Here is a 16,265-nt window from a genome sequence, read left to right on the forward strand (position 1 = left end):
ATCGGCGCAGCGTGTCTTCATAATTCATCTGATTGCCACTTTAAAAGAGAGCCCCGCATGTCCTTTTCGAATGCCACCTCACGCGCCCCGATCGCTCGCAAGGCCGAAGGCTCGGATCCCTACGCCTGGCTGCAGAACCGCGACACCGAAGAGGTGCTCGACTATCTGAAAGCTGAAAACCAGTACCAGGAAGAGCAACTGGCGGACCAGCGCGCGCTGCGTGAAACGCTGTTTCAGGAAATCAAAAGCCGGATTCTGGAAACCGACCTGTCACTGCCCTCGCCCTGGGGTCCGTATCTGTATTACACGCGCACCACAGAGGGCGACGAGTACGCACGCCACTACCGTTGCCCGCGTCCGGCGGACGACTCGAACACAGTCGACGAAAGTCGGGAAGAACTGCTGCTGGACCCCAACGTGCTGGCCGACGGCGGATTCTTTTCACTCGGCGCTTTCAGCATCAGCCCCGACCATCAGCGCCTCGCCTACAGCCTGGACACCAGTGGCGACGAGGTTTATCTGCTCTACGTCAAGGAACTGAGCAATGGCCAGGTCAGCAGCCTGCCGTTCGAGGATTGCGACGGCAGCATGACCTGGGCCAACGACAGCCAGACGCTGTTCTTTGGCGAGCTGGACGACACGCATCGTCCCCACAAGCTGTATCGCCACACACTCGGTAACGGGACCGCTGACCTGGTGTTCAGCGAGCCGGACGGCCGCTTCTTTCTGCACTGCTTCCGCACCAGTTCCGAACGTCAACTGGTGCTGCTGCTGAACAGCAAGACCACCAGCGAAGCCTGGGTGCTGGACGCCGAGCATCCCGAGCAGGCTTTCGTCTGCCTCGCGCCACGCGTCGAAGGCCATGAATACTTTCCTGATCACGGCCTGCTCGATGGCATCTGGAGCTGGTTCATTCGAAGCAACCAGAGCGGCATCAATTTCGCGCTGTACCACGCTCCCGAGAAGGCGACCGGCGTTCCGACCCGTGATGACTGGCAGACGCTCATCCCGCACAGCGATTCGGTGATGCTCGAAGGCGTCGGCCTCAACGCAAGAGGTCTCAGCCTGAGCTTGCGCGAAGGCGGCCTGCCGATCATCGAAATCCGCCCTCAGGATCTGCCCGCCTATCGGGTGCAACTGCCAGACGCGGCGTACAGCCTTTACGTGCAGGACTCGCTGGAGTTCGACAGCCCGCGGATTCGCCTGCGTTACCAGTCGCTGAACCGTCCGCCGCAGGTCCGGCAGCTGGAGCTGGCAACCGGCGAGCAGGTTGTGCTCAAGGAAACGCCGGTGCTGGGCACCTTCGATGCCGATGCCTACGTCAGCCAGCGCCTGTGGGCGACTGCTGCTGATGGGACTCAGGTGCCGATCAGTCTGGTGGTCAAACGCGAACTGGCCGGTCAGGCGACGCCGCTTTATCTGTACGGCTACGGTGCCTATGGCGAAAGTCTGGACCCTTGGTTCTCCCATGCTCGCCTGAGCCTGCTGGACCGGGGCGTGGCGTTCGCCATCGCGCATGTGCGCGGCGGCGGCGAGTTGGGCGAAGCCTGGTATCGCAACGGCAAGCAGGAACACAAACAGAATACTTTTGGTGATTTCATTGCCTGCGCCGAGCACTTGATCGCCGAGGGGCTGACCCGCTCCGAGCAACTGGTGATCAGTGGCGGCAGCGCGGGCGGTCTGTTGATGGGCGCGGTGCTCAATCAGCGTCCGGACCTGTTCAAGGCGGCGATTGCCGAGGTGCCGTTCGTGGACGTGCTCAACACCATGCTTGATCCCGAGTTGCCGCTGACCGTCACCGAATATGACGAATGGGGCAACCCGCAGGAGTCCGAGGTCTACGAGCGCATCAAGGCCTACGCGCCTTATGAAAATGTCAGCGCCCAGGCGTATCCGGCCATGCTGGTGATCGCCGGTTACAACGACAGCCGCGTGCAGTATTGGGAAGCGGCCAAGTGGGTCGCGAAGTTGCGTGCTACAAAGACCGACGACAACCTCTTGCTGCTCAAAACCGAACTGGGTGCCGGGCACGGCGGGATGAGCGGCCGCTATCAAGGCTTGCGCGATGTGGCGCTGGAATACGGATTCATCTTCAAGGTATTGCAAACCGGCGAATGAACTTGGCATCCAACGCCTGTCTTACTAGCATCGGGGGCACGGATCTGCCCCCCTCACTGAAGCCTGAACACAAGACCGAACCATGTCAGAACAACTGTCCAACCTGAACAACGCCATACGCGACATGCTGCTGGACTGCGGCCTGTTCGATACCCTGCTGCCGAGCGATTTCCTTGCCGTGGCGGGCTACTTCAGCATCACCGACATCGAAAAAGGTGAGGCGGTGTTTGCCGAAGGTGATGCCGGAACGTTCATGTGCATCATCCATCAAGGCACGGTGTCCGTGCAGAAGCTCAACAGTGAAGGCCAGCAGGTCGAAATCGCCACCCTGCGCCGTGGCCGGGCATTCGGCGAAATGGCGGTGCTGGACGGCGAACGTCGTTCGGCCAGCTGCATCGCGGCGACCAGTTGCCAGTTATTGAACCTGGGTCGCGACTCGTTGGACAAGATGCTCGATGAAGCACCGAAGATCGCCGCCAAGATCATTCGCGCCCTGGCCATTTCGCTGTCGCGACGTCTGCGCATGGTCGACGGCCAATTGCTCTCGCAACAGGTGTGAGTTTGTTCATCCGGCGCTAAACTTGCCGATATTCCGCTTTCAATGCGCACACGAACAGGTGACACCATGAGCACGGCCAACCCGCCTTCCAACACTGCCAAGCTGGACCGTATTCTGGCCGACGCCCAGCGCGACCGCGAAATGGGCTACCGCGACAAGGCCCTGCGCATGTATCCGCATGTCTGCGGGCGCTGTGCCCGTGAGTTCGCCGGCAAGCGCCTGAGCGAACTGACCGTTCACCACCGCGACCACAACCACGACAACAACCCGCAGGACGGCTCAAACTGGGAACTGCTCTGCCTGTACTGCCACGACAACGAACACTCCCGTTATACCGATCAGCAGTACTTCTCCGACAGCTCCCTCAGCTCGCCGAAAGCGTCCAAGGCGACGCACAACCCGTTTGCTGCGCTGGCAGGGTTGATGAAAAAGGACGAGTGACGGGAACGGCTGCCCTGGTCGTTCACAAAGCATCTGCGTCATCAGACCCATTTGGGACGCAGAGCGTCCTGGGATGCATGCCCACGCAGAGCGTAGGCACGATCATCGTCTATTCCTCGCACTGATCGTTCCCACGCGATGGCACGATCAGTGGTGAGGCGGATTTGACGTGGCGCAACCTGACTGAAATGTAATCCCCTCGCCTTCCGCCTTGTGGCATCTTTTCGCCAGATCCGCAGGCTGTCCGGCCTGCGCCGAACCGACCGAACGGATACGCCATCATGCTTCCCGGAACTTCAAGACGCACCTTCGTGAAAGGACTGACCGCAGGGGGTCTGCTGGGCGGGCTCGGGCTCTGGCGCAGTCCGGTCTGGGCCGCGCCGCGTCCAGGTGAATTGCTGGAACTGTCAGGCACGGAATTCGACCTGTTCATCGGCGAAACTCCCGTCAATCTCACCGGCAGCCCGCGCACCGCCATGACCGTCAACGGCGGCCTGCCCGGCCCTCTGCTGCGCTGGCACGAAGGCGATACCGTCACCCTGCGGGTGAAGAACCGGCTCAAGGACAACACGTCCATTCACTGGCACGGCATCATTCTGCCCGCCAACATGGACGGCGTTCCCGGCCTGAGCTTTGACGGCATCGCCCCGGACGGCCTGTACGTTTACCGTTTCAAGGTCAGACAGAACGGCACCTACTGGTACCACAGTCACTCGGGCTTTCAGGAACAGGCCGGGGTCTACGGGCCGCTGATCATCGACGCCAAAGACCCGGAGCCGTTCAGCTACGAGCGCGAGCACGTCGTCATGCTCACCGACTGGACGGATGAAGACCCGACGCGCTTGATGAAAAAGCTCAAGAAGCAGTCCGACTACTACAACCAGAACAAGCGCACCGTGGGCGACTTCATCAACGATGTCAGCGACAAGGGCTGGAGCAAAACCGTTGCAGACCGTGCGATGTGGGCGCAGATGCAGATGGATCCGACCGATCTGGCTGACGTCAGCGGCGCCACTTACACCTACCTGATGAACGGCCAGGCGCCGGACATGAACTGGACGGGCCTTTTCAAACCGGGCGAGCGAATCCGTCTGCGCTTCATCAACGGCTCGTCCATGACCTACTTCGATGTGCGTATTCCCGGCCTGAAGATGACTGTCGTTGCCAGCGACGGCCAGCACGTCAAACCGGTGAGCGTCGACGAGTTACGCATCGCAGTGGCCGAAACCTTCGACGTGATCGTTGAACCTGCCGACGGCGCCTACACGCTATTCGCCCAGTCGATGGACCGCAGCGGTTTTGCGCGAGGCACACTCACCAGCAGGCCAGGCATGAAAGCAGATGTGCCGTCCCTCGACCCGCGCCCATTGTTGAGCATGGACGACATGGGCATGGGCGGCATGGATCATGGTGCAATAAACCACGGCAGCATGAATCACGACAGCATGCAGGGCATGGACCACAGCCAGATGGGTCACGACATGCAAGGCATGGATCACAACGCCATGCCCACGAACACCCCACAGTCGCACCCGGACAGCGAAACCGACAACCCGCTGGTCGACATGCAGGCCATGAGCACCTCACCCAAACTCGAAGATCCGGGTATCGGCCTGAGAAACAACGGCCGCAAGGTACTGACCTACGCCGACCTGTACAGCACGTTCGACGACCCGGACGGCCGCGAGCCGAGCCGCACGATCGAGTTGCACCTCACCGGTCACATGGAGAAATTCGCCTGGTCGTTCGACGGCGTGAAGTTCTCCGATGCAGCGCCCCTGAAACTCAAATATGGCGAACGAGTTCGTGTGGTGCTGGTCAACGACACGATGATGACGCATCCGATCCACCTGCACGGCATGTGGAGCGATCTGGAAGACGAGCACGGCAGGTTCAAGGTGCGCAAACACACCATCGACATGCCACCGGGCTCAAAACGCAGCTATCGCGTGACCGCCGATGCCCTCGGGCGCTGGGCGTATCACTGCCATATGCTTTATCACATGGAAATGGGCATGTTTCGCGAAGTGCGGGTAGAAGAATGAAGACTCAAATGTTGACCCAGGTTCCGGGCCACCCTCGCCTGCCGATGGTGCTGATAGGCCTAGGCATGATTCTCACGGCGCAGGCCAGCGCTGCCGACATGCAGGGCATGGACCACGGGATGGATCACTCCAGTCACGCCATGCCAGACACACAACCAGTGCAGTCCACGCCCGACCAGAGTCGAACGCCGATTCCAGCTGTCACCGATGCAGACCGGGCGGCGGTCTATACCAGCCACGACGGTCATCAGGTACACGACGCGGCCATCAATTCCTACTTTCTGGCCGAGAAGCTGGAATGGCAGAACGCGAACGACGGCAGTGCGCTGGCGTGGGATCTGTCCGGCTGGATTGGTGGCGACATCGACAGGCTGGTGCTTCGCTCGGAGGGCGAACGCGTGAACGGCAAGACCGAGGAAGCGGAACTGCAGGCGCTATGGGGACACGCTGTCACCTCGTCGTGGGACGTGGTCGTCGGTGCGCGCCAGGATTTCAAACCAGGCGCTCCACAGAGCTGGGCGGCGTTTGGCGTGCAAGGCTCGGCGATTTCCGATCTCGACGTTCAGGCCACCGCCTTTCTCGGTGAAGCCGGCCAGAGCGCTGCACGGCTTGAGGGCGATTACGACCTGACGCTGACCAATCAACTGATCCTGCAGCCCACTGCCGAAATCAACGCCTATGGCAAGGACGATCCGCAGCGCGGCATCGGCTCCGGCCTGTCGAGCACTGAACTCGGGCTGCGGCTGCGCTACGAACTGCGTCCGGAGTTTGCGCCTTACATCGGCGTGACCTGGAATCGTACCTACGGTAAGACGGCCGACTATGCCCGAGAGGAGGGTGAGGACGTCAACGACGCGCGGCTGGTGGTTGGGGTACGCATGTGGTTCTGACGCCGGGCAGTCTTGTATAATCGGCGGTTTTCCCCAGAGCACCCTTCCTGTGGCCAACAAACGTTATGCCTGCATCGGTCTGTACAACCCCAAGTCCCCGGAAAACGTCGGCTCCGTGATGCGCGCCGCTGGCTGCTACGGCGTGGCTTCGGTGTTCTACACCGGCAAGCGTTACGAGCGGGCGCGGGACTTCATCACCGACACCAAGAAGATCCATCAGGACATCCCGCTGATCGGCATCGAAGACCTCAAGAGCATTCTGCCGCTGGGTTGCATCCCAGTGGCCGTCGAGCTGGTCGACGGTGCCAGGGCGCTGCCGGAATACACGCATCCTGACCGGGCGCTGTATATCTTCGGCCCGGAGGACGGTTCGCTGGATCAGGACATTCGTGACTGGTGCGAAGACGTGGTCTACATCCCCACCGAGGGTTGCATGAATCTGGCAGCCACGGTCAATGTCGTGCTGTACGACCGTATGGCAAAGGGTATCAATACCCGCTCCGGCCCGCAGTTCGGTCGTGAGAAGGTCGATCCGTCCAGCGAAGGTTGAAGCAAAAGCATTGAACCAGTCTCGCTGGTGGGCAGTCAGTTTCTCTGAACCGACCTACACCACTCTGGAGAGCCATCATGCGCGACACCCCGATTATCGAGCGTATCGACACACCCGAGCCGTTTCAGCCGCATCCCGATCAGAACGTTCAAGGCTGGGAGCGTATCGGCTCGCTGGCAGGCGGCGTCCTGATGATGGGTAAAGGCGTGCGTCGCGGCGGATTCCTGGGTCTGATTCAACTGGCCATTGGCGGCGCGGTTCTGGCACGCGGCATCACTGGTCACTGTTCGGCCAAGAGCCTGATGGAAAAAGGTCGCAGCGACCTGCAAAGCGCACGCTCCACCATCGAACGTGCCGGCGCAGAGCTGAGCGAGCTACAAGCCAATGCCGAGAAAGCCGTGAAAACCGCGACCGTCAACGGCATCGACGCACTCACCGGGCCCAAGTCCGGCGTCTGATCACTCAGCCCGCACGAAAGATCAGGTGATCCTCCCAGTCGTCCTCGGCCACGCTCAGCTCACTGAGCATGCGTCCTGACTGGGAGATACGCTCGTGATGTACCGCATCGCGATCACCGCATACCAAGTGATGCCAGAGCGGCAAGTCCTTGCCCTCGCTCACCAGCCGATAGCCACAGGTCGGCGGTAACCATTTGAATTCATCTGCCTGACCGGGCGTGAGCTGAATACAGTCCGGCACCGAAGCACGGCGGTTTTCGTAGTCCGAACACTGGCAGGTCTTCAGGTCCAGCAGCTTGCAGGCGATACGCGTGTAATACACGCTGTTGTCTTCTTCATCTTCCAGCTTTTGCAGGCAGCACAATCCGCAGCCATCGCACAACGACTCCCACTCGGTGCTGTCGAGCTGATCGAGTGTCTTGCGGATCCAGAAGGGTTCAACTTTGGCGGCCATGGTTCGGACAACGGTATCGGCTGTGGAAAAGGCCGCCAGTCTAGTGGCACATCGAGTGCGGGCCAAGCACTTGCGACTACCGGTAGCCAGGCTCTTGTCAGCAGGAAGGCAAAACAGTAGCGTTAGAGCGCTTTCAATGCGCCTACGCGATGCTTGCCGACAACGGCCATCGAGTCACGCTCCCTTTGCCCTTCTCTTCTTCAGGACTCTCATGAGCACAAACTCTCGCGTCGCAGAACATGCCATCGACCCGCAATTCACCGAGCGCTGGTCGCCCCGCGCCTTTACCGGCGAAAGCATTCCCGAGCAAACCCTGCTGAGCTTTTTCGAAGCCGCACGCTGGGCACCTTCGGCCTACAACTCGCAGCCGTGGCGGTTTCTGTACGCGCGTCGCGATACGCCGAACTGGGAGCGTTTCCTGACCCTGCTGAACGAGTTCAACCGCGGTTGGGCACAGCATGCCTCGGCACTGGTGATCGTCATTTCCAAGACCACCTTTACCGCACCCGGCGCGACCGAAGAAGGCCCGGCGCTCTGGCACACGTTCGACACTGGTTCTGCGTGGGGTTATCTGGCGCTGCAGGCCAGCCTGAGCGGCTGGCATACCCACGGCATGGCCGGGTTTGATCAGGATCTGACCCGCAAGGAACTGAAAATACCCGAAGGCTATGCCCTGCATGCCGCCGTTGCAGTGGGCAAACTGGGCGACAAGTCGACCCTGCCTGAATACCTGCAAGGCCGCGAAGCCCCAAGCCCGCGCCTGCCGGTTGCGCAACTGGTGGCCGAGGGTGATTTTTCGCTGTAATACGCGTCCGAATGTGACGCTAGCTCGTGGCAACCACCGGACCGTGGGAGGCGGCTTGCCGGCGATGCATTTTTTCAGTCGACCGTTCATTGACTGGTCTGACGCTATCGCCGGCAAGCCGCCTCCCACATCAGACTCAAGTCCATCAATACCCGCGTGAAAAATCCACTTCCCCGCGCAACGCCTCACCGGCGTTGAACGCTTTCAGGTTTTCGACGAACAGGTCGGTCATGGCCACCGGTGATGTCGGTGCGGAGCTGTGTCCGGTCAACAGCAGGCCATAGGCCGTCCAGAACGGATGACGCTGGGGCAACGGCTCCTGCCGGCAGACGTCAATCACAGCCCCCGCCAGATGCCCTTCCTTCAGGGCTTCAACCAGATCGGCATCGACCACGGCTGCGCCACGTCCAACGTTGAGGAACAACGCTGTAGGCTTGAAGCTGGCAAACAGCTTGGCGTCATACAGGTCCTGAGTGTCAGGCGTATTGGGCAGCAGGTTGATGACGTAATCCATGTCGCCAACCAGATTGTCGATATCGGTCAGCGCCGACACCTCGACAAAAGGCGCCTGGGTACGCGCCTCGGAGGCCACACCGAACACCTGCACACCGAACGGCACCAGAAACTCGGCCACGCGCTGACCGATATCACCGGCACCGACGATCAGCGCCTTGCGTCCGGCCAGGCTCTGGCCCGGACGATTGTCCCACTTGCGTTCGACCTGACTCATCAGACGCGCCAGCACTTCACGCTCGTGACCGAGCATGTACGTCAGCACAAACTCAGCCATGACCTGCCCGAAGATCCCAACGGCACGGGTCAGGCGATAGTCACGGGAAAGGCCCGGGATCAGCAGCGGCGTGATGCCCGCCCAAGTGGATTGCAGCCACTGGGGTTTGTGCCCCTGGCGCAGCAGGTTGGCCATCAGATCGGGCTGTCCCAGCCAGACCGGACAGTCGCTGGCCATGCGGGACAGCTCAGCCGAATCGCCGCTGCTCAGGACTTCCAGATCAGGCGCAGCCTTGCGCAGCAACTGGGTGTAAAGGGGGTAATCGTGCTCGGCAATCAGGACGCGCATGCTTCAGAAACCTTAAAAACGGGACAGACGACCCACGCCAGACGCGGGCCGCTTCAAACGTGGAGACCGATCACATCGGATCGTTGCGACGCAGCAGCTCTTCGGGCAGATGCTCGATGTACTCATCTTCGGCCGGTGGCATCTGCAAGTGATAGCCCTGAGCGTCGAGGTTTTCCAGCACCTTGTGGATGTCCTCACGCGCCAGCGCCCGCTCGGGGCTGAGCACCAGATCGAACGCGTGATGCGGCGTGCCAAACGCGGCCAGCAGTTCTGGCGGTACACGCTTGAGCACGTCGCTTTTCAGGACATACAGGTACATTTCATTCTTTTTCGGACTGCGGTAGATCGAGCAGATACGCTTCAAGGCTGTTCTCCCGGCGTTGCCAGGCTGTCGAGCAGCGCCTGGCCCATCAGTTCGCGACGCCAGCCACGCAGCGAATCAGGCAATTGGTAAGGACCATCGGGGTAGCCGCTCTTGAGCAGCGCTTCGAGGGTCTTCTTGCGCAACATCAGCTCGGGCGCCATGTCCAGTCGTTCGGCGAACTCCTGGCCAATGGCACGCAGGCGCTTGAGCGAACCGGCAGCATCGACAGGCAGAGGCTCGGGCAACGCCGGTGGCCACTCTTCGGGCGGCACGCTGGCGGCGGTCTTGATCAGTTCGAGCAGGAATTCGCCATCCTGACGCACGGTGCGCGGGTGCATGTCTTCGATGCGGGCCAGCGCGCCGAGGTTATCCGGCTGGGTCTTGGCCAGCGGCCAGAGCGAGTGTTCACGCACGATGCGGTTGCGCGGCACGTTGCGGGCACGGGCCTGCACTTCGCGCCAGGCACACAAGCCACGCAATACTGCCAACTGGGCACGGGACAGCTTCCAGGCCAGCTTGGCTTCGCGATAGACCTCATAAGGATCGATTTCACGACGCAGGTTGGCAACCAGCTCCGCGCCATCCTCGAGCAGCCACGCGAACTTCTCGTCGGAAAGACGCGGACGCAGGATCGTGAACAGCTCGGCAAGATGCACCGCATCTTCGGCGGCATAACTGATCTGGGTCTCGGACAGCGGACGCTGCAGCCAGTCCGAACGGGTCTCGCCCTTGGGCAGGTCGATGTTGAGGACCTCCTGCACCAGACGCGAGTAGCCCATGGAAAACCCGAGGTTCAGGTAGGCGGCTGCCAGCTGGGTGTCGAACAGCGGAACCGGCAGGCTGCCGGTAAGGCGCAGCAGGACTTCGAGGTCTTCGCTGCACGCGTGAACGACCTTGATGACGTCAGGGTTCTCAAGCAGCGCAGACAGCGGCGCCCAGTCGTTGATCAACAACGGATCAATCAGCCAGGCACGCGAGCCGTCGCCGATCTGCAGCAAGGCAGCGATGGGGTAAAAAGTGTCGACCCGCATGAATTCGGTGTCGAGCGCAACGAACGGCAGAGACTGCCACTGAGCGCAATGCAGGGCGAGGCTGTCGTCGTCGCGAATCCAGTGAATATCGATGGCCACACGGCTCTCCCTTGAACAATGGCGCGCAGTATATATCGCCGCCGGGTGTTATCGCGCATCTGTCGTCCCGGTCATGCGCATCTTGATGAAAATGATTGCAGTAATGCCGCAAACCCGAGGCTGACTGCGCAGTGATCGGCCTCATTGAGCGCTGGCTGCCACCTCGCTGCGGCAGCCGGCAAACAGGTCCAGCGCGGGGTTGTAGACCTTGGTGTCGACTTTCAACAGGCCCAACATGGAATGAAAGAGATTGTCCTGGCTGAGCGGCGTATTGCGTTCCTTGGCCAGGCATTGTGGCGTGACCGCGTAAGAACGCTGGTAGCTTTCCGACAGCCAGATGAGCATGGGCACATGTTTTTGCTGGTCAGGCGCCAGCAGATACGGCGTGCCGTGCAGAAACAGGTTGTATTCGCCCAGCGATTCGCCATGGTCGGACAGATAGATCATCGCGGTGTCGACCTTGTCCTGATGAGCGCGCAATACGTCGATCAGTTTCGATAGCACGTGGTCGGTGTATAGCAGCGTGTTGTCGTAGCCGTTGACGATACTGTCGCGGCTGCAGTTGTTCAGCGCGTTGCTTTCACACACGGGCGTGAATTTTTCATATTCCTTCGGATAGCGCTTGTAGTATTCCGGCCCGTGACTGCCCATCTGGTGCAGGACCAGCACCGTATCCTTGTCCAGACTGTTGATGAAGCCTTCCAAACCCTGCAGCAGAATCTCGTCGCGGCATTCGTGGTTATTGCACAGCAGCGGGTCCTTCAGGTTGCTGACATCCTGAAAGGCGACACGATCGCAGGTGCCTTTGCAGCCGGCCTGGTTGTCGCGCCACACCACTTGGATTCCGGCGCGCTGGAGCACATCCAGCAGCCCTTCCTGATTGTGGGCCTTGGTGCCGTCGTAATCCTTGCGCCCCATATTGGAAAACATGCACGGCACTGACACAGCCGTTTCGGTGCCGCAGGAATACACGTCGGTAAACGCCACGAGGTCGCGCTCGTTGCTCAGGTTGGGCGTGGTATTTCGCCCATAACCCAGGATGCCGAAGTTTTCGGCCCTCGCACTTTCACCGACCACCAGTACGGTCAGTGACTTGCGGGTATACGCGGCCATTTCTGCAGAGCGCTTCGCGTCCTCGCCGAGCTTGACGAACGGGCGTCGGGCAGACATGACCTGCTCATTCAGATAACCCACCGATGCGCCAATATAGTTGCTGGGCACCACCATCAGGCGAAGTTCATGGTGGTTGCGAAACAGTGAAGAAAGCCCTTGGTAGTTGGCCAGTGCAGCCCCCCCGATGGCGAGACTGCAAACGACGCCCACGACCAGTTTGCTGAACAGTTCACGGTGCCAGCGGCGGTAATTGATCGGGGTTTTCCACAATAGCAGGGACGGCAGGATGCCCAGTAAAAGGATGTAGCCAATCAGCTTGAGAGACAGCAGGCCCTGTACCTCGGTGACATTGGTTTCGGCAAAGTTGCGAAACATGCCTGCATCGATCATCACACCGTATTCGGTCATGAAATAGGCGACGCCTGCGCTGATCATGAACATCAGAATCAGCACAGGTTTCAAGACGCGTCTGAACGCCACCAGCGTCAGGCATATATTGAACACACAGAAGAGCATGACGACGAAGGCCACGCGCATTGCGATGCCTTTAGTGTCAGAGCTGGTGATTGCAATCAGATGCTGCCAGAGATTGAGATTGAAGAACGACAGTAAAAAAACGCTGGCCAGTAATGTGACGGCCTCTGGTCTGACACTTCTGATTTTCGACATCGCACTCTGCTTATCTGATTGATATGTACCGGGTGATACCTGAGCCCGCCAACTTCCCCGGTCGGGCGGACTGTAAGCAGCGCCCTATCAATTTTATGTGAAAAGTGTGCGAACGCCCGGTTGGATTAAGTTTATTTCACGGCGAGACAGGCAGGATTCAGGCAAACCGCTGATTACCCTCATAAAAAAACGCCCCCGCAAGCAGGCTTGCGGGGGCGTAGTTGACACCTTCCAGTCAATCAGACCGAACGGCGGCGATAGGCCCGGTAGTCCGGCAGCCAGAAGTTGCGTTCGATAGAGGCCAGCAACACCTCTTCGGTGGTTTCCAGCGCCAGCCCTTCAGCCTGAGCCTCTTTGGCGACTGCCAGCGCGATCTTGCGGCTGACCTGCTGGATTTCCTTGAGCGGCGGCAGCACCGCGTCGCCCTGCCCTGTCACCATCGGCGAGCATTCGGCCAATGCGTTGGACGCCGCCATCAACATGCGATCAGTGATGCGCGTGGCTTTACAGGCCACTACGCCCAGACCGATGCCAGGGAAGATGTAAGAGTTGTTGCACTGTGCGATATGCACGGTGCGTCCGTTGATCTCGACCGGAGCGAATGGACTGCCGGTGGCGACCAATGCGTTGCCGTCGGTCCAGCGCAGGATTTCTTCCGGCGTGGCTTCGACCTTGGAGGTCGGGTTCGACAGTGGCATCACCAGCGGTTTGGCGCAGTGCTTGTGTACTTCGCGAATGACCTGCTCGGTGAACAGACCCCGCTGGCCCGACACACCGATCAATACGGTGGCGCCAGCGTGGGTGACCACGTCGAGCAGCGTCGGGAACGCGTCGGAGCCCGAGATCCAGCCAGACACGTCGGCCGTCTTCTGCGCCAGACGTTTCTGGAAGTCCAACAGGTTGTCCATGCCATCGGTCAATAGGCCAAAGCGATCGACCATGAAGATGCGCTGACGGGCTTCGCTTTCGCTCAGGCCTTCGATCTGCATCGCCGCGATGATGTGCTCGGCGATCCCGCAACCGGCGGAACCTGCACCGACAAACACGACTTTCTGCTGCCCGAGGCTTTCACCCTTGGCCTTGCAGGCCGCCAGCAAGGTGCCCACGGCGACCGATGCGGTGCCCTGGATGTCGTCGTTGAAGCAGCAGAGCTCGTCACGGTATTTCTCCAGCAACGGCATCGCATTGGACTGGGCGAAGTCCTCGAACTGCAACAGTACGTCCGGCCAGCGACGCTGGACAGCATCGATGAACAGGGCGATGAAGTCTTCGTACTCCTTGCCCGACACGCGCTCGTGACGCCAGCCCATGTACATCGGGTCATCGAGCAGTTCGCGATTATTGGTGCCTACGTCGAGCACGATCGGCAGGGTGTAGGCCGGGCTTATGCCACCGCAGGCGGTGTATAGCGACAGCTTGCCAATCGGGATGCCCATGCCGCCGATACCCTGATCACCCAGGCCAAGAATGCGCTCGCTGTCGGTAACCACGATAATCTTGATGCGGTCCTTGGTGGCGCTGCGCAGGATATCGTCGATGCGGTCGCGTTCAGGGTAGGAGATGAACAGGCCGCGGTGCGTGCGGTAGATCTTGGAGAATTCCTGACAGGCCTGACCAACCGTCGGGGTGTAAATGATCGGCAGCATTTCGTCCAGATGCGAGTCCAGCAGCCGGAAAAACAACGTTTCGTTGTTGTCCTGAATCGAGCGCAGGTAGATATGTTTGTCCAGATCGGTCGCACATTGCTTGTACTGACTGTAGACCCGGGTGACTTGCTCTTCGATCGTCTCTACGTTCTGCGGCAGCAGCCCGATCAAATTGAATTCGACCCGCTCTTGCGGGGTAAAGGCACTGCCCTTGTTCAGCAGGGGCATTTCCAGCAGTGAAGGTCCTGCGTAGGAAATATACAAAGGTCGCGAAGTGTTGGTCATTTTTTCTAATCGCCTTTTTCGTCTACTCATTGATTCTGTGCGTCGACCGGGGCGGGCAGCCTGGCTTTTCTTCTTTTTCTTTATGTGCCAGTTCTTTCAGGCCATACCGGACAAGATTCGGTGTTTTAAGTCAGGCCCACATCTTACTCGTCTGAAGGCCGATTGCGGCATTTTGTCGCGTAGAGAATGGCAAGATGATGCTACCGTTTCAACAAACAGACATGCTTTCGCGCCTTGCACAGAGACGGCGCAGCCGGGCATCTTTACCGCTCATTCGATGATTGCGAGACCAGCATGCCTGACCATAAGCCCTTCGCCGCCTTTCTGTTCGACATGGACGGCACCCTGCTCAACTCAGTGATCGCCGCCGAGCGCGTGTGGGCGAAGTGGGCACAGAAACACGGGCTGGATGTGAACCGCTTCCTGCCGACGATTCACGGCGTAAGAAGCATCGACACGGTCCGCAAGCAAAACATTCCAGGGATCGACGTGCAGCAGGAAGCGGATGCCATTTCACAGGCCGAAATCGAAGATGTGGAAGGCGTGGCCGCCATAGAAGGCGTGGCTGATTTCCTGGCCTCGTTGCCCGCCGACCGCTGGGCAGTCGTCACCTCCGCCCCGCTCGCACTGGCGCAAGCGCGTATGAAGGCCGCCGGCCTCACGTTGCCTGACGTCGTCATCACCGCCGAGGATGTGACGCAGGGCAAACCTGCGCCGGATGGATTTCTGCTCGCAGCACAGCGGCTGGGCGTGGAGCCCGCGCAATGTCTGGTGTTCGAGGACGCGCCGGCCGGCATTGCGGCAGGCAAGGCTGCGGGCGCGCGAGTGGTAGTGATCACGGCGGCTCATCTGCATCCCTACGAAGCACAGGACTGGAGCTTGCCCAATTATCTGGGCCTGCAGGTCAGTATCGAGAACGGACAACTCACTTTGATTTCCTGACGCGTGCAGCGGGTCGGCTCACTGATCGAAAATACTGAACCATGGTTTTCACTATCGGCTCAGAAATAGCGAATACGAGAGGTATCTGATTATTGGAGACAAGCATGTCCGACCCAACGAGTAACACATTCATGTCCAATCTCGCGTTCTTCGACCTCCTGCTTGAACAGTTCAGAGGTGCTGAAGGCGAGCTGCCCATGGCAACGGCCTATCTGAGCCAGGCGATTACTGAAGATGATCCTGTCCACAAGGCAGCGCTCATCCGGATCGCCAAGGAAAAGATCAAGAATGCACGGGTTCTTGCGTCGATTCTGCTGGAGCTGGCCAAAGGTCACACATCGAATCTTTCCGGTGGACCTGACAGCGCCGATTTCGGTGCCTTGCTCAAGGGCAAGGGGATTATCAGCAACCCACTGGAAGCGACTGAAGCTTCGGCAGAGCAGATGGACGACAATCCGCAGCAACCCTCAGACAAAGGTCCTGACGCCGCGCAGCTTGGTCACTATCTGCGCTCGAACATTGCCACAGAGGAAAAGCAGATAGCCGTGTATGAGCAACTCACGTCACTCACTTCAGACACACACTTCATCAGCGCCCTTAATCAAGCCAAACGGCGTCAGGTGAAGCACCTGAATGAATTCGAAGCGATGCTGAAAAAAATCAGACGCTGAGCGATCCATCACCAGAGGCCCCGGTATTACCGGGGCGTTGTGCACTG

16 protein-coding genes are annotated in these 16,265 nt (G+C 59.8%); 10 read left to right on the top strand and 6 right to left on the bottom strand.

Annotated elements, in window-relative coordinates; all coding sequences use genetic code 11:
* Nucleotides 1-57 precede the first annotated feature (57 nt).
* The 7 genes from CFBP1590_RS19505 to CFBP1590_RS19535 all read left to right on the top strand — a co-directional run bounded on the left by CFBP1590_RS19505 (nt 58) and on the right by CFBP1590_RS19535 (nt 7,061).
* Nucleotides 58-2,118: a S9 family peptidase gene (locus CFBP1590_RS19505; protein ID WP_058432582.1), complete on the top strand. Its 2,061-nt coding sequence runs from the start codon at nt 58-60 to the stop codon at nt 2,116-2,118.
* A gap of 82 nt (nt 2,119-2,200) precedes the next feature.
* Entirely contained in the window at nt 2,201-2,677 is a 477-nt protein-coding gene (locus CFBP1590_RS19510; RefSeq protein ID WP_029241650.1) for a cyclic nucleotide-binding domain-containing protein, read from the top strand.
* 66 nt (nt 2,678-2,743) lie between these two features.
* Nucleotides 2,744-3,118, top strand: coding sequence for a YajD family HNH nuclease (locus CFBP1590_RS19515; protein ID WP_024686287.1), 375 nt, complete (start codon nt 2,744-2,746; stop codon nt 3,116-3,118).
* 281 nt (nt 3,119-3,399) lie between these two features.
* On the top strand, nt 3,400-5,163 hold the full coding sequence (locus CFBP1590_RS19520) for a copper resistance system multicopper oxidase (protein WP_088235769.1): 1,764 nt from the start codon (nt 3,400-3,402) through the stop codon (nt 5,161-5,163).
* Nucleotides 5,160-6,053, top strand: coding sequence for a copper resistance protein B (locus tag CFBP1590_RS19525; protein ID WP_122491010.1), 894 nt, complete (start codon nt 5,160-5,162; stop codon nt 6,051-6,053). Before CFBP1590_RS19520 ends, CFBP1590_RS19525 begins: the two co-directional genes overlap by 4 nt.
* 49 nt (nt 6,054-6,102) lie before the next feature.
* On the top strand, nt 6,103-6,603 hold the full coding sequence (locus CFBP1590_RS19530; protein WP_025994929.1) for an RNA methyltransferase: 501 nt from the start codon (nt 6,103-6,105) through the stop codon (nt 6,601-6,603).
* A 77-nt stretch (nt 6,604-6,680) separates the two neighbouring features.
* A complete protein-coding gene (locus CFBP1590_RS19535; protein ID WP_088235770.1) occupies nt 6,681-7,061 on the top strand; it encodes a YgaP family membrane protein in 381 nt (126 codons plus the stop codon).
* A 4-nt stretch (nt 7,062-7,065) separates the two neighbouring features.
* Here the strand turns inward: CFBP1590_RS19535 and CFBP1590_RS19540 are convergent, their stop codons facing one another.
* Nucleotides 7,066-7,515, bottom strand: coding sequence for a YcgN family cysteine cluster protein (locus CFBP1590_RS19540; protein WP_004879255.1), 450 nt, complete (start codon nt 7,513-7,515; stop codon nt 7,066-7,068).
* 211 nt (nt 7,516-7,726) lie between these two features.
* On the opposite strand from CFBP1590_RS19540, the gene CFBP1590_RS19545 reads away from it, so the two are divergent.
* The gene (locus CFBP1590_RS19545; RefSeq protein ID WP_088235771.1) at nt 7,727-8,320 is read left to right on the top strand and encodes a nitroreductase family protein; all 594 of its coding nucleotides are present in this window, start codon (nt 7,727-7,729) and stop codon (nt 8,318-8,320) included.
* Nucleotides 8,321-8,465: 145 nt separating this feature from the next.
* Here CFBP1590_RS19545 and CFBP1590_RS19550 read toward each other — a convergent pair whose 3' ends face one another.
* From CFBP1590_RS19550 to CFBP1590_RS19570, 5 genes are all read right to left on the bottom strand, one after another.
* The gene (locus CFBP1590_RS19550; protein ID WP_025994927.1) at nt 8,466-9,398 is read right to left on the bottom strand and encodes a D-2-hydroxyacid dehydrogenase; all 933 of its coding nucleotides are present in this window, start codon (nt 9,396-9,398) and stop codon (nt 8,466-8,468) included.
* Nucleotides 9,399-9,468: 70 nt separating this feature from the next.
* Nucleotides 9,469-9,762, bottom strand: a complete 294-nt coding sequence (locus tag CFBP1590_RS19555; RefSeq protein WP_025994926.1) for a YcgL domain-containing protein — start codon at nt 9,760-9,762, stop codon at nt 9,469-9,471.
* On the bottom strand, nt 9,759-10,892 hold the full coding sequence (gene rnd / locus CFBP1590_RS19560) for a ribonuclease D (RefSeq protein ID WP_088235772.1): 1,134 nt from the start codon (nt 10,890-10,892) through the stop codon (nt 9,759-9,761). The genes CFBP1590_RS19555 and rnd overlap by 4 nt, the downstream gene beginning before the upstream one ends.
* Nucleotides 10,893-11,033: 141 nt before the next feature.
* Nucleotides 11,034-12,674, bottom strand: coding sequence for a phosphoethanolamine transferase (locus CFBP1590_RS19565; RefSeq protein WP_088235773.1), 1,641 nt, complete (start codon nt 12,672-12,674; stop codon nt 11,034-11,036).
* 239 nt (nt 12,675-12,913) lie between these two features.
* Complete coding sequence (locus CFBP1590_RS19570; protein ID WP_057410772.1) at nt 12,914-14,605, bottom strand: NAD-dependent malic enzyme; 1,692 nt, start codon at nt 14,603-14,605, stop codon at nt 12,914-12,916.
* Nucleotides 14,606-14,899: 294 nt separating this feature from the next.
* Between CFBP1590_RS19570 and CFBP1590_RS19575 the strand changes: the two genes are divergently transcribed.
* Nucleotides 14,900-15,547: an HAD-IA family hydrolase gene (locus tag CFBP1590_RS19575; protein ID WP_088235774.1), complete on the top strand. Its 648-nt coding sequence runs from the start codon at nt 14,900-14,902 to the stop codon at nt 15,545-15,547.
* A gap of 104 nt (nt 15,548-15,651) precedes the next feature.
* Nucleotides 15,652-16,218, top strand: a complete 567-nt coding sequence (locus CFBP1590_RS19580; protein ID WP_088235775.1) for a manganese catalase family protein — start codon at nt 15,652-15,654, stop codon at nt 16,216-16,218.
* The last annotated feature ends 47 nt before the right edge of the window (nt 16,219-16,265 follow it).

Source organism: Pseudomonas viridiflava, assembly GCF_900184295.1.
GTDB lineage: Bacteria > Pseudomonadota > Gammaproteobacteria > Pseudomonadales > Pseudomonadaceae > Aquipseudomonas > Aquipseudomonas viridiflava.

Excerpts from the sequence above, each read along its gene's own strand:
- CFBP1590_RS19570 (WP_057410772.1), bottom strand. The coding sequence starts at position 14,605 with ATGACCAACACTTCGCGACCTTTGTATATTTCCTACGCAGGACCTTCA.
- CFBP1590_RS19540 (WP_004879255.1), bottom strand. The coding sequence starts at position 7,515 with ATGGCCGCCAAAGTTGAACCCTTCTGGATCCGCAAGACACTCGATCAG.
- CFBP1590_RS19565 (WP_088235773.1), bottom strand. The coding sequence starts at position 12,674 with ATGTCGAAAATCAGAAGTGTCAGACCAGAGGCCGTCACATTACTGGCC.
- CFBP1590_RS19510 (WP_029241650.1), top strand. The coding sequence starts at position 2,201 with ATGTCAGAACAACTGTCCAACCTGAACAACGCCATACGCGACATGCTG.
- CFBP1590_RS19575 (WP_088235774.1), top strand. The coding sequence starts at position 14,900 with ATGCCTGACCATAAGCCCTTCGCCGCCTTTCTGTTCGACATGGACGGC.
- CFBP1590_RS19545 (WP_088235771.1), top strand. The coding sequence starts at position 7,727 with ATGAGCACAAACTCTCGCGTCGCAGAACATGCCATCGACCCGCAATTC.
- CFBP1590_RS19525 (WP_122491010.1), top strand. The coding sequence starts at position 5,160 with ATGAAGACTCAAATGTTGACCCAGGTTCCGGGCCACCCTCGCCTGCCG.
- CFBP1590_RS19550 (WP_025994927.1), bottom strand. The coding sequence starts at position 9,398 with ATGCGCGTCCTGATTGCCGAGCACGATTACCCCCTTTACACCCAGTTG.
- CFBP1590_RS19580 (WP_088235775.1), top strand. The coding sequence starts at position 15,652 with ATGTCCGACCCAACGAGTAACACATTCATGTCCAATCTCGCGTTCTTC.
- CFBP1590_RS19515 (WP_024686287.1), top strand. The coding sequence starts at position 2,744 with ATGAGCACGGCCAACCCGCCTTCCAACACTGCCAAGCTGGACCGTATT.
- CFBP1590_RS19520 (WP_088235769.1), top strand. The coding sequence starts at position 3,400 with ATGCTTCCCGGAACTTCAAGACGCACCTTCGTGAAAGGACTGACCGCA.
- CFBP1590_RS19535 (WP_088235770.1), top strand. The coding sequence starts at position 6,681 with ATGCGCGACACCCCGATTATCGAGCGTATCGACACACCCGAGCCGTTT.
- CFBP1590_RS19505 (WP_058432582.1), top strand. The coding sequence starts at position 58 with ATGTCCTTTTCGAATGCCACCTCACGCGCCCCGATCGCTCGCAAGGCC.